Annotated in this window: 11 protein-coding genes; 9 read left to right on the forward strand and 2 right to left on the reverse strand. The window is 65.2% G+C overall.

Annotated features, from left to right (window positions below):
- Window positions 1-37: 37 nt before the first annotated feature.
- From SSKA14_RS22970 to SSKA14_RS06325, 3 genes are all read left to right on the forward strand, one after another.
- Window positions 38-3,535, forward strand: coding sequence for an ESPR-type extended signal peptide-containing protein (locus tag SSKA14_RS22970; RefSeq protein WP_008266277.1), 3,498 nt, complete (start codon window positions 38-40; stop codon window positions 3,533-3,535).
- 203 nt (window positions 3,536-3,738) lie between these two features.
- A complete protein-coding gene (locus tag SSKA14_RS22975) occupies window positions 3,739-4,623 on the forward strand; it encodes a YadA-like family protein (protein WP_008267480.1) in 885 nt (294 codons plus the stop codon).
- 69 nt (window positions 4,624-4,692) lie between these two features.
- On the forward strand, window positions 4,693-5,439 hold the full coding sequence (locus SSKA14_RS06325; RefSeq protein ID WP_008267247.1) for a hypothetical protein: 747 nt from the start codon (window positions 4,693-4,695) through the stop codon (window positions 5,437-5,439).
- A gap of 101 nt (window positions 5,440-5,540) precedes the next feature.
- On the opposite strand, the gene SSKA14_RS06330 is transcribed toward SSKA14_RS06325, so the two are convergent.
- Both SSKA14_RS06330 and SSKA14_RS06335 read right to left on the reverse strand, forming a co-directional pair.
- The gene (locus tag SSKA14_RS06330; RefSeq protein ID WP_008265244.1) at window positions 5,541-6,191 is read right to left on the reverse strand and encodes a hypothetical protein; all 651 of its coding nucleotides are present in this window, start codon (window positions 6,189-6,191) and stop codon (window positions 5,541-5,543) included.
- Between the two features lie 146 nt (window positions 6,192-6,337).
- Window positions 6,338-8,761 carry a penicillin-binding protein 1A gene (locus tag SSKA14_RS06335; RefSeq protein ID WP_008265311.1) on the reverse strand — a complete coding sequence of 808 codons (2,424 nt, stop codon included), beginning with the start codon at window positions 8,759-8,761 and terminating at the stop codon, window positions 6,338-6,340.
- 219 nt (window positions 8,762-8,980) lie between these two features.
- On the opposite strand from SSKA14_RS06335, the gene SSKA14_RS06340 reads away from it, so the two are divergent.
- The 6 genes from SSKA14_RS06340 to SSKA14_RS06365 all read left to right on the forward strand — a co-directional run bounded on the left by SSKA14_RS06340 (window position 8,981) and on the right by SSKA14_RS06365 (window position 15,318).
- A complete protein-coding gene (locus tag SSKA14_RS06340; protein ID WP_005410860.1) occupies window positions 8,981-10,039 on the forward strand; it encodes a pilus assembly protein PilM in 1,059 nt (352 codons plus the stop codon).
- Window positions 10,039-10,935, forward strand: a complete 897-nt coding sequence (locus SSKA14_RS06345) for a PilN domain-containing protein (protein ID WP_008268309.1) — start codon at window positions 10,039-10,041, stop codon at window positions 10,933-10,935. The genes SSKA14_RS06340 and SSKA14_RS06345 overlap by 1 nt, the downstream gene beginning before the upstream one ends.
- Window positions 10,932-11,606: a type 4a pilus biogenesis protein PilO gene (gene pilO / locus SSKA14_RS06350; protein ID WP_008268772.1), complete on the forward strand. Its 675-nt coding sequence runs from the start codon at window positions 10,932-10,934 to the stop codon at window positions 11,604-11,606. Before SSKA14_RS06345 ends, pilO begins: the two co-directional genes overlap by 4 nt.
- Window positions 11,606-12,139 (forward strand): pilus assembly protein PilP, encoded by a 534-nt coding sequence (locus SSKA14_RS06355; RefSeq protein ID WP_006465989.1) that lies wholly within the window; start codon window positions 11,606-11,608, stop codon window positions 12,137-12,139. The genes pilO and SSKA14_RS06355 overlap by 1 nt, the downstream gene beginning before the upstream one ends.
- 21 nt (window positions 12,140-12,160) lie before the next feature.
- Window positions 12,161-14,125, forward strand: coding sequence for a type IV pilus secretin PilQ family protein (locus SSKA14_RS06360; protein ID WP_040007182.1), 1,965 nt, complete (start codon window positions 12,161-12,163; stop codon window positions 14,123-14,125).
- A 167-nt stretch (window positions 14,126-14,292) separates the two neighbouring features.
- Window positions 14,293-15,318: a MoxR family ATPase gene (locus SSKA14_RS06365; protein ID WP_008268638.1), complete on the forward strand. Its 1,026-nt coding sequence runs from the start codon at window positions 14,293-14,295 to the stop codon at window positions 15,316-15,318.
- The last annotated feature ends 5 nt before the right edge of the window (window positions 15,319-15,323 follow it).

Here is a 15,323-nt window from a genome sequence, read left to right on the forward strand (position 1 = left end):
GCGGACCGATTTTTCCCTGTGTTGTTAAGGAGCTTCAATGAACCGTATCTATCGACGTATCTGGAATGCCGCCCGGCAGTGTTGGGTGGTGGCCAGTGAGCTGAGCTCGCCGCGCGGCAAGCCCGCGCAGACGCGGGTGCTGATGTCTGCACTTCTGCTGACGACGGCGGATGGCGCCTTTGCGGCCAATGAAACGGATGACCTGGAGTTGGCTTCGGAATCCAGTACCGGAACATTGCGGGTTCAGAAGGAGTTAATCCCCCTGCTGTCCTTCACGGCGCCGAATTCTGTTGCGTCGGCTATTGCACCGCGTGGCAGGTACGATCAGCTGGCGATCGTGATGAGCGGAAACTACGCCGATGCGATCGTCAGTGGCGCCGACGTTTTGGCGCTCGGCTCGCGCGCAAGCATCAGTGGTACCGAGTCTACGGGGTTGGGCAACTATGCAAAGACCACTGGCGGATACGCTACGGCAGTCGGCCACAACGCCAGAGCGTACGGCGGCCATGGCACGGCGTTGGGAACCGCTTCGTACGCCAACGGCAAGGGTGCAACCGCGCTTGGTCATGATGCGCAGGCAACCTCAGGCAATGCGATTGCGATCGGTAGCGGTGCGCGTGCAGCGTATACGGATTCTGTTGCTATCGGCGCTAACTCCGTAGCCTACGAATCCAGAACGGTTTCGGTGGGCAATAGCGGGCAAAGACGTCGCATCACCAATGTTGATGCGGGACAATCTGGTAACGATGCGGTGAATCTCAACCAATTGAACAACACAAACCGCAATGTTGCGACAGCGGAAGGTGTGGCCAATACCGCGAGGAGTACTGCAAATGCCGCGCAGTCCACTGCAAACACAGCACGCGATACAGCAAATGCGGTGCGTGATACTGCCAACAGCGCCAAGAGCATCGCCGACGCTGTGAACAAGCGTCTCAGCGACACGACGGTAAAGATAGGCGCCTACTCGTCCGCAGACAAGGCGGATGGTGTGGCTGTTGGTGCTTACGCCGCTGCCGGGCTGGGCGGCGTTGCGGTGGGGCGCAGTGCCAATTCATTGGGGGATCGCTCGGTGGCCGTGGGTAACGGCGCGACGGCCAAGGAGGTTTACACGTCGGCGCTGGGCAACATGGCCAGTGCGACCGGAATCGGGGCTTCCGCACTGGGGTACAACACATCTGCCGAAGGAACGTTCTCCACATCGATTGGTTATGGTGCCAGAACCCGGGAGCGAGGGGCCGTGGCACTGGGGTATCGTGCTGAAGCCGTGCATGAGGGATCTGTTGCGCTGGGCAATGAGTCCCAGACGACTGGGAGCTACCAGGTATCTATCGGCAGCGCGACACAGAAGCGAAAGCTGGTGAACATGTCCGACGGACTGGTCGCGCAGGGAAGCTCGGAGGCTGTAACCGGCAATCAGCTTTACGCAACCAACGCAACTGCGACAGGCGCCAAGATAGCTGCGGATGCAGCAGTTGCACAGGTCAAGGCCTCGTCCTATCTGCTGGTCAACGGCACAACCGGCAGCGATACCAACAAGGCCAAGGCTACCGGCACCGGTGCATTGGCCAATGGCATCTATACCGAGGCCAGCGGGACGGCTGCAACCGCGATGGGCCGCACGGCCAAAGCATTGGCGGAAGGGGCCATCGCCATCGGTGATCGCGCCGGCGTCGAATCTGTTACCTCCAAGCACAGCATCGCCATCGGAACCATGGCAAAGACCGGACCGCAGGAAGATCTGCTGGCCATTGGTCGCAATGCCAATGCCTCCGGCGGGGTCGGGGCGATGGCCCTGGGTTATGGCAGCACCGCCAGCCATCTGCGCTCGGTTGCGCTTGGCTCGGGTTCCACGACCAGCGCCCAGGACCAGGTGTCGGTAGGCAACGCCAGCATCAAGCGGAAGATCGTCAATGTAGCCAATGGCAGCCTAACCGCGACCAGCAATGAAGCTGTGACAGGTGCGCAGCTCTTCGCAACAGATCAGGCTGCGCGTGGCGCGGAATCTACAGCGAAAGAGGCTAGTGACAAGGCGGTTCAGGCACTTGCGAAAGCCGCGACGTTGGAGGGCCTGGTCAGCGAATCTGCTCCGACGGGCAATGTTCGATTGGGGGGGGCGAATTCCGGCTCTATTGTGGACGTGCGCAACAGCACTGGTAGCAAGCGTCGGATCAGTGGCCTGGCAGATGGCGAATTGATCGCTGGCGGAGCGGACGCCGTAAACGGCGGCCAGCTATTTGCTACCGATGAGCGCGCGAAGGCCGCGCATGACGTTGCCAGTGATGCTGCTTCCAGGGTTGCGGAAGTGGAGGCGCAGGCCAAGTACACGCACGTGGGAGGCGGTGGTCCCGCTGTGAGCGCGCAAGCTGGCCTAGTGGGAGTCGCATTGGGCGATGGCGCTGAGGCGTCGCTCCTCAGTGAGGGCGGTGTGGCATTGGGTAGTTTTGCGAAGGCGTCGGGAAAGAATTCCGTTGCATTGGGGCGTGCGGCCGACGTAGACGTGGATGCAGAGAGGGGTTTCGCTCTGGGCGTCTTTTCCCTTGTCGAGGAGTATGAGGGTGTGGCGCTTGGAGCTGGCAGCGTTGTCAGGAAGGGTGCGATGGAGGCGGTTGCGGTAGGCGCAGGCTCTATCGCTGAAGAGTCAAACACCGTGTCCTTTGGCTCTACTGCGATCAATCGCCGACTTGTTAATGTCGCCCGCGGCGCTGCCGACCACAACGCCACCACCGTCGGCCAGTTGAACGACGTCCTCGCTACCCTCGGCGGCGACGCAAAGCTTGATGCCAATGGCGGCGTGATTGCGCCTACCTACGCAGTGCAGAACACCCGCCAGCGTACAGTGGGCGATGCCCTGACTGTTCTGGACAACGCGATAGTCCGCAGCACTTCCCGCATGGATGGCGTGGAAGGCGAGCTTCGCTCAATCTTCCAGGAGCGGCTTGGCGTTCAGTCCAATGGCATCAATACCATTGCGCTGGCCGGTCTCAATGGTGCCTTGCTCACCAATCTGGCGGATGGCCGGATCGCAGCGGGCAGTCGCGACGCTGTCACGGGTAATCAGCTGTTCGCTGCGGAGCAGAAGATCGAGCAAAATCGTAGTGAGCTGGATGCGCTGCAGCGAGATAGGGGCTCTGAACAGTTGCGTGCGTTCGCCGGATCGCATGTAGGGAACCCGATCGATTTCGGCGGCGCTCGCCTGACCGGCGTGGCCGATGCGCGGCTCTCGGTAGATAGCTCAGATGTGGTGCGTGGCAGCCAGCTCTACGATATGAATATACGGGTGAAATCCGTTGAGGATTTGCATCGCGATATTGCGTTCGGCTGGGTGCCCGAGGATTGGAGAGATCCCGCTGTTGCGGGTCCTGCAGGTGTGGCCATTGGCAGAGGCGCGACGGCATCAGTTCAGTCTGAAGGAGGTGTCGCCATTGGTTCTTGGGCCTCGGCCGACGGGAATAATTCGGTCGCGTTGGGGCGGGCTGCTCATGTCCATAGGATGCCTACGGTGGATTCTCTCTTGGAGTGTTCTCGTCTGTAATGGAAACAGGTGGCGTAGCCCTTGGCGTAAATAGTTCGGTAGAAAAGGGGGCGGAGTATGCTGTGGCCTTGGGCCAAGGCTCAATCGCAATTGAGCAGCGCACGGTATCAATTGGAAGCACTGGCCTGGCGAGAAGGATTACCAACGTTGCCCAAGGTACTGCCAACCACAACGCCACCACTATAGGCCAGCTCCGCAGCGCGTTGGTCGCGATCGGCAGCGAGGTAGATGCCAATGGCAACATCGTCGGCCCGCAGTTCAATGTGCAAGGCGGCACGCAGTCCACGGTCAACGATGCCCTGACCTCGCTCGACGGCGCAGTCATCAACACGACCTCCCGTGTGGCCAACGTCGAAGGCCAGCTCCGTTCCATCTTCCAGGACACAGCCACCGCCCGTGCCGACGGCTTCAACCAGCTCACCCTCGCCGGTGCGCAGGGCATGGTCATCTCCAACGTGGCCAACGGCCTGATCGCCGCAGGCAGCCGAGAGGCGGTCAACGGCGGCCAGCTGCACGCGGTGCAGCAGCAGCTCAACGGCCGCATCGACGGGCTGGAACAGCGCGCAGACGGCCAGGGCCCGGCGCCGCAGTCGCGTGCCATGGCGCTGGCATCCAGCGAGCAGGAGGCCGCGGCACCCACGCCGCCCGCCACGCAGGACGACAAGGTCGTCGCCGATACCGGCAGCGCACCAAAGTCCTCGCCCGCGCCGCAGCCCAAGGCTGAAGCGCCGGAATCGCCGAAACCGCAGGTCGACACCGCCGAGCTGGAGAAGATGCTGGCCCGCGCCAACGACTACAGCGATGGCATCGCCCGCGAAGTGGATGCGCGCCTGAACAAGATGGACAAGCGTTTCAACCGCATGGCGGCGATGAGCAGCGCGCAGACCGCGATGGCAATGAACACCGCCGGCCTGGCCACCTACAACCGCCTCGGTGCGGGCGTGGGCTATGCCGAAGGCGAATCGGCGATGGCGGTCGGTTACCAGCGCGTGTTGAACGACAAGGGTTCGGCCACCTTCAGCCTCAATGGTGCTTTCACCAACAGTGGTGAGCGCAGCGTGGGCGTGGGTGTGGGCATCGGCTGGTAAGCCATGGAGCCCCGGCGTGGTGCGCGTAGCGAGCCCTGCCGCGCCGGGGCGCTTGCCGAGGAGAAGGCGATGTACGGATGGGTACGCCAGTTCATCAACTATCGCAGTTTCTACCTGTGGCGCGCACGCTATCGGTACTACACGCGCAATGTGGACGGCTGGATGCTGTCCAGCGCGCTGTGCCTGGCGTGCATGGCGATGGTGCTGTGGTACTACTGGCGGGTGGCGAGCGTGCCGCCCCCACGCGTGCATCCCGAAGCGGCGGCGCTGCGCGTGGAAAACATCACCCATGAGGCCATCCGCCGCATCGTGAGTGTGCGGCACGGTGGCAGCGTGCCTGGCGAGATGTTCAACACGCCCGAAGAGGTCCGCGCCGGCACACTGCGCACACTGCAGGTGCGGCAGCTGCTGGACAGTGCGGAGGCGTGGCAACTGAAGGCCCACCTGCTGGCTGACATGGCCGACTACATCACCGCCACCGGAAGCTGCTTCCCCTACGAGTGCTGGCGGGTGACCCATCGCCTGGAGCTGCTGCGTGCGGCGCAGGCGGAAAATGCAACGATCAACGAGGCGCTGGCGTCGGTGCTGGCCGAGCCGTTGGACAGGATGCCGAACCTCGATGGCGGTGAGCGCACGCGCGTGCAGAGCGCTTGGTCCGATACGTTCGGCGATGCCTACAACCAGACCTGGTTGCTGGGGGATCTGCAGGCCATGCACGCACGGATGATGCTGGAGTACCCACAACGCGCGGGCGCGCCGTGGCTGGCGCGCCTGCTGACCGGAGATGCGGAAGAGCCGCACCTGTACCCCCTGTAGCACCGAGCCGTACCCAGCTGTCTTTCGGTCAGGTACCCGGATACCCGAAGCAACGTGCGGACCGACGGTCCGCACCTACCACACGCTGTCGGCCGCTACCGCTATCCTTGACCGCCGATGTAGGCGGTGATCTCGGCCTCGGCCAGCACCTGCCGCAGCTGTGCCACGGAGGCTCGCCGCATCGGCTTTTCGTCCACCGGTGACAGCGGTGCCTGGCGCAGGGCGTCATAGGGCAGCACCGCCAGGTCGAAGGTCAGCTCTTCGGCACTGAACACCCAGACCGGCACATCGAGGCTGCGCTCGCGGCCCATGCGCAGCCGGCGCGTGCGCGATTCGGCGGGAATGCCGTGCTCGTCCAGGAAGCGGTGCACGGCCTCCGGGTCGTCGCTGTGCAGGTGCAGCTGCACGGGGCTGTTGGCGTCGGCGGTGCCCTCCAGCACCGGGCCGGCCAGGCGCGGGGCGAAGCCGTGCAGGAACTCGAGGGCGCGCATCGCGGCTTCGCGGCGGCGCTGCAGTTCGTTGCCATGCTGCGGCCCTGAGAACAGCCGCTGGTACTCGCGCAGGGCGTCCTCGATCTCGGTGTTACGGGGCAGGGAGGCATCGTCGTGGATGCCGAGGCGGCTGGCAGCCTTCAATTTGGCCTGGTGGTAGTCGCGGATGCCGCCTTCGGCCATCAGGCGGGCGGCTTCGTGGGCGAGGCGGTGACGCCGCTCGCGGGTCTGGCTGGCAGCATGCTGGCGCGCGCGATGCATGCGATGACTCCTGTTGCGACCTGGCTACAGACTAGCGCACGGATGTGACATCTGCGTGGGTATTTCGCTGAGGTGCCAACCAAGGTTGGCACCCACCAACGCTCTGGTAGGTGCCGACCTTGGTCGGCATCCACCCGGACCTTTCCTCAGAAGATATCGAACGCGGCGGCGTCGGCCTGCGGCGTATTGAGGTTCAGGTCGTAGTCGGTCAGGCGGTCCATGTCTTCCACCTTCACCCACTCTGTGGCGCCGTTGAGGGTGGCCTGGACCATGCCGCTGGGCGGGTCGTTCTGCGCGATCGGGGTGTCCTTCAGCGCAGTGCGCATGTAGTCGATCCAGATCGGCAGGGCGGCCTTGCCCCCGTATTCGCGGTAGCCCAGCGAGCGGAAGTCGTCGCGGCCGACCCACACGGTGGTCACGTACGGGCCACCGAAGCCGGAGAACCAGGCGTCGCGGTGGTCGTTGGTGGAGCCGGTCTTGCCGCCCACGTCCTCACGGCCGAGCACCTTGGCCTGGACGCCGGTACCGCGCTGGACCACGTCGCGCATCATCGACACCAGCTGGTAGGCGGTGCGGGCGTCGATCGCGCGTGGGGCGGTGCGGGCATCGGGGTTGGCCGCTACGGCAGCGGTTTCGGTCTTGGCTTCGGCCTTGGCTGCCGCAGCGGGGTCCACCTTCGGCGCCGGGGCGCCAAAGTTGAAGCCATCCACCACCTGGTTGACCGGCTGGTCGCTGCTGCCGGCGCACTCGCGGCAGGCCAGCGCCGGGTTTTCCTTGAACACCAGGTTGCCATCGCGGTCGTTGACCTGGTCGATCAGCCAGGTGTCCACGCGCGAGCCGCCATTGGCGAACACGGCGTAGCCACGGGCCACCGACAGCGGAGTGAGCGAGGCGGTGCCCAGCGACATCGACAGGTTCGGCGGCAGTTCCGATTCGGCGAAACCAAATTCGCTGATGTACTTGCGCGCGTAGTCCACGCCCATGCCGTCAAGCAGGCGGACCGAGACCAGGTTGCGCGACTGCACCAGTGCTTCGCGCAGGCGCATCGGGCCACGGAAGCCGCCGCCGTCGTTCTGCGGGGCCCAGGTCTTGCCGCGGCGGTCGCGGAACACGACCGGGGCGTCGAGCACGATCGAGGCCGGGTTGTAGCCCTTGTCGAAGGCGGCCGCGTAGACGAACGGCTTGAAGCTCGAGCCTGGCTGGCGACGGGCCTGGGTGGCACGGTTGAACTTGTTGCCGGAGAAGCTGAAGCCACCGACCAGCGCCTTCAACGCGCCGTTGTGGGCATCCAGCGAGACCAGCGCGGACTGGCCGCGCGGCAGCTGGTCCAGCAGCCACTCACCATCCTTGGCGCCGACGCGCACGCGCACGATGTCGCCGCGCTGCACCAGCTTGCCCGGGGTCTTGTTGGTCCACTTGGCGGCGCCGGCCGGCAGCACGATCTCGCTGCGGTTGGCCAGTACCACGGTGGCGCTGCCGTCGGCGCCGGTGTTGGCAACGATGGCCGGCAGCAGGCCGGACTGGCCGAACATGCCGCGCAGGTGCTCGGCGAGGGCGGCGGCATCTTCGCCGGCCCCCACCTGGACCTGCTTCTCCACGCCGTGCCAGCCGTGGCGGTGGTCGTACAGCAGCAGGCCATCGCGGACGGCCAGGTTGGCGGCAGTCTGCAGGGTCGAGTCGATGGTGGTGGTGACGTGGTAACCCTTGTTGACCACATCGCCGCCAAAGCGGGCGATCATTTCCTGGCGCACCAGTTCGGCCACGTAGGGGGCATCGACCTGTACCGGCGGCTCATGCGCGCTGGCATGCATCGGCACCGCCTTGGCGGCGTCGGCCTCGGCCTGGGTGACGAACTTCAGGTCGGCCATGCGCTGCAGCACGTAGTTGTCGCGGCGCTGGCGGGCACGTTCAGGGTTGGAGATCGGGTTGCCGGAAGAGGGGAACTTGGGGATGCCGGCCAGCGAGGCCATCTCGTCCAGGTTCAGTTCGCCCAGCTTCTTGCCGTAATAGAACTCGGCGGCGGCGGCCACGCCGTAGGCGCGGTTGCCGAAGAAACTCTTGTTCAGGTACAGCTCGAAGATCTCGTCCTTGCTCAGCTCGGACTCGATCTTCCGCGCCAGCAGGATCTCGGCCAGCTTGCGGGTATAGCTGTACTCGGAGCTGAGGAAGAACTGGCGGGCCACCTGCTGGGTGATGGTCGAACCACCCGGCACGCGCTTGTCGTTGGTGGTGGCCAGCAGCCACACCGCGCGGCCGATGCCCATGTAGTCCACGCCGCCATGCTCGTAGAAGCGGGCATCCTCGGTGGCCAGGAACGCCTGCTTCAGGCGCTCGGGCACGTCCTTCATGGTGACCGGGGTCCGGCGGGTCTCGCCGAACACCGCCATCAGCTTGCCGTCGGCGGCATAGACGTACATGGGCTCCTGCATCTCCACGTCGCGCAGGGTCTGCACGTCGGGAAGCTTGGAGGATACGGCGTAGTACAGACCGCCCACGGCGGCCGCGCCGATCAGCGCCAGGACCAGGACAATCAGGAAGATCCAGCGCAGCCAGCGGCGGAGTCGAGTCATCGGGTTCAGATTCCGATTGCGAATTTCGTGGTCGCAGAGTATAGATTACGCAAGGTGGCGGCTGGGGTCGGCACTGGGGAGCGCAAGGGGAACTGCCAGGGGCTGCAATGTGAATCCGTGAGGGACTTCACAGCAGGGCCGTTGCCATTTGCTAAGAATACGTTATTAATGCTCGGACGCAGGTCTTGTGTCCAAGTGCCCGTCGGCAGGGGAGAAACCGTGGGGCTCATCCCAAAAAGTCAGTCGCCGCTTGTAGGCGTCGACATCAGTTCGACTGCGGTAAAGCTTTTGCAGCTGTCCCGCAGCGGCAATCGTTTCCGTGTGGAACACTATGCTGTGGAACCACTTCCGCCGAATGCGGTGGTGGAGAAGAACATCGTGGAGGTGGAAGCGGTCGGTGAGGCCATCCGCCGGGCGATGAACCGTTCAGGCAGCAAGGCCAAGCTGGCCGCTGCCGCCGTCGCCGGGTCGGCGGTGATCACCAAGGTGATCCCGATGCCGGCCGAGCTCGACGAAAACGACATGGAAGCCCAGATCGAGCTGGAAGCGGTCAACTACATTCCGTATCCGATCGAGGAAGTGAACCTGGACTTCGAGGTGATCGGGGCGATCCCGAACAACCCCGAGATGGTGCAGGTGCTGCTGGCCGCGTCGCGTTCGGAGAACGTGGAGCTGCGCCAGTCGGCGCTGGAGCTCGGTGGCCTGCAGGCCAAGGTGATGGACGTGGAGGCCTTCGCGGTCGAGAACGCCTACGCCCTGGTCGCCAGCGAGCTGCCGGTGTCCATCGACGGTGTTGTCGCACTGGTCGACATCGGCGCGACCATGACCACCCTCAATGTCCTGCGCGGCGGCCGTAGCCTCTACAGCCGCGAACAGGTGTTCGGTGGCAAGCAGCTGACCGACGAGATCATGCGCCGCTACGGCCTGAGCTACGAGGAAGCCGGCCTGGCCAAGCGCCAGGGCGGGTTGCCGGAAAGCTACGAGATGGAAGTGCTGGAGCCGTTCAAGGAAGCCACGGTGCAGCAGATCAGCCGCCTGCTGCAGTTCTTCTACGCAGGCAGTGAGTTCAACCGCGTCGATCACATCGTGCTGGCCGGCGGCTGTGCCGTGCTGGGTGGCCTGCCGGAGATGGTCGAAGAACAGCTGGGCGTGCCGACCGTGGTCGCCAACCCGCTGGCACAGATGACCCTGGGCCCGAAGGTGAACGCGCATGCGCTGGCCCAGGATGCCCCCGCGCTGATGATCGCCACCGGTCTGGCGCTGAGGAGCTTCGACTGATGGCACGCATCAATCTATTGCCCTGGCGCGCCGAGCGGCGCAAGCAACGCCAGCGTGAGTTCTACGCAATGCTGGGCATGGCCGCGATCGGTGGCCTGCTGCTGTCGCTGCTGATCTGGTTCTACTACGACCGCCAGGTGAGCGGCCAGATGGATCGCAATGCCTATCTGTCGGCCGAGATCGAGAAGGTCAAGGAACAGAACAAGGAGATCGACCGCCTCGATGCGCAGAAGGAACGCCTGCTGGCACGCAAGAAGGTGATCGAGGAACTGCAGGCCAAGCGCTCGCAGATGGTCCATCTGTTCGATGCGCTGGTGCGTACGATTCCCGACGGCGTGGTGCTGACCGCGCTGAAGCAGGAAGGCGACGTGCTGACCCTGGAAGGCCGTACCCAGTCCAACGCCCGTGTCTCGGCCTACATGCGCAACCTGGACACCTCCGGCTGGATGACCAATCCGGAGCTGTCGATCATCGAGGCGCGCGAGCCTGAGAAGGACAAGGACGGCAAGACCGGTCCGGTTACCGACATCAAGGCACTGCCGTACGTGTTCGTGGTCAAGGTGAAGCTGCCGGCACAGAGCGAAGAGGTTGCGGCGACGCCGGGCCTGAACGCGGATGGCACGGTTGCTTCGGCACCGTCGCCTACGGTGGCCCCGCTTGCCGCAGGTCCGGACGCCGCCACGCCTGCCGCCCCGGCTGCGGCTCCGGCCGCGAATGCGCCGGCACCGGCCCCGGCGGCACCTGCCGCAGCGCCGACGGCTGCACCGGCCGCTGCACCGGCCAAGCCGAACCAGCCGGCAGCGCCGGCTGCCAAGCCGGCGCCGAAGCCTGAGGGAAGCCGCCTGGCGCAGCCGCCGCAGGCCTTCATCGCGCCGCTGCAGGGGGACCGCGCATGAGCCAGAAGATCGATCTGAAGAACCTCGATTTCAACGACATCGGCAACTGGCCGCAGAAGGCCAAGATCGTCTTCTGCACGGTGCTGGCGCTGGTGATCATGTTCCTGGCGTGGATGCTGCTGATCAGCGGCAAGCGCGAGGAACTCGCTGGCCTGGAATCGAAGGAAGTCGAGCTGCGTTCCGAGTTCACCAAGCAGCAGGAACGCGCGGTGAACCTGGCCCCGCTGAAGCAGCAGCTGGCGCAGATGGAGCAGGTGCTGCAGCAGATGCTGCGGCAACTGCCGAGCAAGACGGAAATGCCCGACCTGATCATCGACATCTCGCAGACCGCGTTGTCCAGCGGCCTGGCCAACGAGCTGTTCGAGCCCGAGCAGGAGCAGGTCAAGGAGTTCTACGCCGAGAAGCCGATCAAGCTGCGGATGGTGGGCAGCTACCACCAGTTCGGCGCGTTCGTCAGCGGCGTGGCATCGTTGCCGCGGGTGGTGATCCTGACCATGCACGACATCAACCTCAAGCCCAAGGACAAGTCCAAGGGCAACGTCCGTAGCGGTGCGCTGGAGTTGTCCGGCACGGTCAAGACCTATCGCTACCTGGACGAGACCGAAGTGCAGGCGCAGCAGGCTGCTGCCGATGCCGAGGCGAAGAAGAAGGGCAAGGGGGGCAAGAAGTGATGCGCACGTACATCGCACGCGGTGCAATGGCGTTGGCGGTCCTGTTGCTGGCCGCCTGCGGCCGCGGCGTGACCAGCACGCCCGGCGACGCCCCCAACCTGGAAAAGTGGGTGGAAGGCGAGCGGGCACGGCCGGCGCAGCCGCTGGAGCCGCTGCCGGTGATGCAGCAGTTCGAGACCTTCGAGTATTCGGCGCAGGGCATGCGTGACCCGTTCACCGATGCCTGGACCAATCCGCAGCAGGGGAATGGCGGATTGCGTCCGGATCCGAACCGGCGCAAGGAGCCGCTGGAAGGCTTCCCGCTGGACGCACTGGACATGGTCGGCACCATCGGCACGGGTGCAGGCGTCGTCGCGCTGGTGATGGGGCCGGACAAGGTGACCTACCGGGTGCGCCCGGGCGGATACCTGGGACAGAGCGACGGGCGGATCACGGCGGTCTTCGAAGACCGCGTGGAGCTGATCGAACTGGTGCCGGATGGTGCGGGCGGCTGGCTGGAACGGCCGGCAACGCTCTCGCTTGAAGATCAATGATCGTTTACTGGGGATAGCACGATGACCTTTCACCAAGCCAAGGGGCTGCGTCCCATCCGGCGCTCTACCTTGAACCGTGTCAGCGCGTTGGGAGTCGCGCTGATGCTGGCCTGCGCTCCGGCGCTGGCTGCCACGCCGGCGGAAAAGCCGGCAGGCGCCACCGTGGCTGCGGCCGTCGCACCGACAGGCCTGTCGGTGGCGAAGATCGATTTCAAGCGCGGAGATGATGGCGCCGGTCGCCTGATCGTCCAGTTCGACGGGCAGGGTGCGGTGCCGGACCTGCGCACGCAGGGCAACAGCGTGGTGGTCGATGTCGGCAACGCCCGGCTGCCGGCCAACCTGCAGAGGCCGATGAACGTCACCGACTTCGCAACGCCGGTGCAGCGCATCGACGCCAAGCCCTCCGGCGCGGGTACCCAGCTGGTCCTGAGCACCGGTGGTGCGGTGGATTCGCTGGCCTACCAGAGCGGCAACGAATACGTGGTCGAGATCAGCCCGCGTCAGGCGCCGGCGGCAGTGGGTGCGGTCACTGCGGGCAGCGTTGCGCAGGCCGCCAAGGCCGTGGGCCAGCGCGGTTTCACCGGCAAGCCGGTGACCTTCAACTTCCAGGACGTGCCGGTGCGCACTGTGCTGCAGTTGATCGCCGAAGAATCCAACCTCAACGTGGTGGCGTCCGATTCGGTGCAGGGCAATGTGACCCTGCGCCTGGTCAACGTGCCGTGGGACCAGGCGCTGGACATCGTGCTGCGGGCCAAGGGCCTGGACAAGCGTCGCGACGGCAGCGTGATCTGGGTTGCGCCGCAGGCCGAGCTGGCCAAGTTCGAGCAGGAGAAGGAAGACGCGCGCATCGCCATCGAGAACCGCGAAGACCTGGTTACCGATTACGTGCAGATCAACTACCACAGCGCCACGCAGATCTTCAAGGCGCTGACCGAGGCCAAGGGTATCGGCGGTGGTGGCGGCAGCGGCAGCAGCGGTGGTTCGGCGTCGCAGGAAGACAGTGGCTTCCTGTCCTCGCGTGGCCGCATCGTGGCCGACGAGCGCACCAACACGCTGATGATCAGCGACATCCCGAAGAAGATCGCGCGCATGCGTGAACTGATCGGCGTGATCGACCGGCCGGTTGACCAGGTGCTGATCGAAAGCCGTATCGTCATCGCCACCGATACGTTCGCCCGCGAGCTGGGTGCCAAGTTTGGCATCAGCGGCAGCCGCGACAACGTGTACTTCAGTGGTGACCTGGAATCCAACCGCAAGACCCGCCAGTCGCAGGCGGATACTTCGGCCGCCAATGCCAAGGCCTATCGCGATTGGGAAGCGGGCGGCAGCGTTGGACCGGCACCGGTGCCGCTGCTTCCGGCCATCACCCGTGGCCTGAACTTCAACCTGCCGGCCGCTTCGACCGCCACCCCGGGCTCGTTGGCGCTGTCGATCCTCAATGCCGGCTACCTGCTGGACGTCGAGCTGTCGGCGATGCAGGAAGAGGCCCGTGGCGAAGTGATCTCCAACCCGCGCGTGGTGACCACCAACCAGCGCGAGGCACTGATCAAGCAGGGCAAGGAAATCGGCTACGTCACCATCAGTGGTGGCGGTACCGGCGGCGTTGCCACGCCCAACGTCCAGTTCAAGGAAGTGGTGCTGGAACTGAAGGTGACCCCGACCATCACCAACGACAACCGCGTGTTCCTCAACATGCAGCTGAAGAAGGATGAAGTGGAGCGCCTGATCCAGCTGCAGGGCTATGGCACCGTGCCGGAAATCAACCGCCGTGAAGTCAATACCGCGGTGCTGGTGGACGATGGCCAGACCGTCGTGATCGGTGGCGTGTACGAGTTCACCGACCGCAGCAGCGTGAGCAAGGTTCCGTTCCTGGGCGACGTGCCGTTCCTGGGCAACCTGTTCAAGAAGCGTGGCCGCAGCAAGGACAAGGCCGAACTGCTGGTGTTCGTCACGCCGAAGGTGCTGCGCGTGGCCAAGCAGAACTGAGCCGGTACCACCTGTTGCAGGAAGAAGGGCCGCCTTGTGCGGCCCTTCTTCGTTGAGGCCGGTCATGCGGTGCGCGAAGGGCTGTTCAGCCGTTCTTGATGTCAATCGCAGGGCACCCTGCGATGATGTCGGGAACCCGTGCCGTCCTGCGCCGGTCAAAGGCCCCCATGAACCTGCCTCCGCCGATGCCCGAAACCGTCCCGCCGCCGCCCGCGCCGGCCAGCTCCCGCCTGCACGCCGCCTTCAGCCAGCTGCGCGATGCGCTGTCCGCCGAAATCGTCGGCCAGTCTGCGCTGGTCGAGCGCCTGCTCATCGCGCTGCTGGCCGACGGCCACCTGCTGGTGGAGGGTGCGCCGGGACTGGCCAAGACCACGGCGATCCGCGCGCTGGCAGCACGTCTGGAAGCGGACTTCGCCCGCGTGCAGTTCACCCCGGACCTGCTGCCGGCCGACCTCACCGGCACCGAGATCTGGCGCCCGCAGGAAGGTCGATTCGAGTTCGTGCCCGGCCCGATCTTCCACCCGATCCTGCTGGCCGATGAAATCAACCGTGCGCCGGCCAAGGTGCAGTCGGCGCTGCTGGAGGCGATGGGCGAACGCCAGGTCACCGTCGGCCGTCATACGTACGCGCTGCCGTCGTTGTTCCTGGTGATGGCCACGCAGAACCCGATCGAGCAGGAAGGCACCTTCCCGCTGCCGGAAGCACAGCTGGATCGCTTCCTGATGCATGTGCGCATCGGCTACCCGGACCAGGCCGCCGAATCGGAAATCCTGCGGCTGGCCCGCGAGCGTGCCCGTGGCGCATTGGGCGAAGCTGCGCCGGCGCCGGAGAAGCTGCCGATGCAGGATGTGTTCGCGGCCCGTCGCGAAGTGCTGGACCTGCACATGGCGCCCGCGCTGGAACGCTACCTGATCGAACTGGTGCTGGCTTCGCGCGATCCGTCGCGCTACGACGCCGGCCTCGGCCGCCGCATCGCGTGGGGCGCAAGCCCGCGAGGTTCCATCGCGCTGGAACGCTGTGCACGTGCGCGCGCCTGGTTGGCCGGTCGCGATTTCGTCACGCCCGATGACGTGCGCGCGGTCGCCGCTGACGTGCTGCGCCATCGCGTGCTGCCCAGTTACGAAGCCACCGCCGAAGGCTGGGATGGCGAGCGGCTGGTGCAGGAGCTGCTGGCCCGGGTGCCGGCACCCTGAGCCTG

The organism is Stenotrophomonas sp. SKA14 (assembly GCF_000158575.1).
Classification (GTDB): Bacteria; Pseudomonadota; Gammaproteobacteria; order Xanthomonadales; family Xanthomonadaceae; genus Stenotrophomonas; species Stenotrophomonas forensis.

Bases quoted from the DNA above. Each gene is read 5' to 3' on its own strand.
- SSKA14_RS22970 (WP_008266277.1), top strand. From the start codon at position 38: ATGAACCGTATCTATCGACGTATCTGGAATGCCGCCCGGCAGTGTTGG.
- SSKA14_RS06325 (WP_008267247.1), top strand. From the start codon at position 4,693: ATGTACGGATGGGTACGCCAGTTCATCAACTATCGCAGTTTCTACCTG.
- SSKA14_RS06330 (WP_008265244.1), bottom strand. From the start codon at position 6,191: ATGCATCGCGCGCGCCAGCATGCTGCCAGCCAGACCCGCGAGCGGCGT.
- SSKA14_RS06335 (WP_008265311.1), bottom strand. From the start codon at position 8,761: ATGACTCGACTCCGCCGCTGGCTGCGCTGGATCTTCCTGATTGTCCTG.
- SSKA14_RS06345 (WP_008268309.1), top strand. From the start codon at position 10,039: ATGGCACGCATCAATCTATTGCCCTGGCGCGCCGAGCGGCGCAAGCAA.
- pilO (WP_008268772.1), top strand. From the start codon at position 10,932: ATGAGCCAGAAGATCGATCTGAAGAACCTCGATTTCAACGACATCGGC.
- SSKA14_RS06355 (WP_006465989.1), top strand. From the start codon at position 11,606: ATGCGCACGTACATCGCACGCGGTGCAATGGCGTTGGCGGTCCTGTTG.
- SSKA14_RS06360 (WP_040007182.1), top strand. From the start codon at position 12,161: ATGACCTTTCACCAAGCCAAGGGGCTGCGTCCCATCCGGCGCTCTACC.
- SSKA14_RS06365 (WP_008268638.1), top strand. From the start codon at position 14,293: ATGAACCTGCCTCCGCCGATGCCCGAAACCGTCCCGCCGCCGCCCGCG.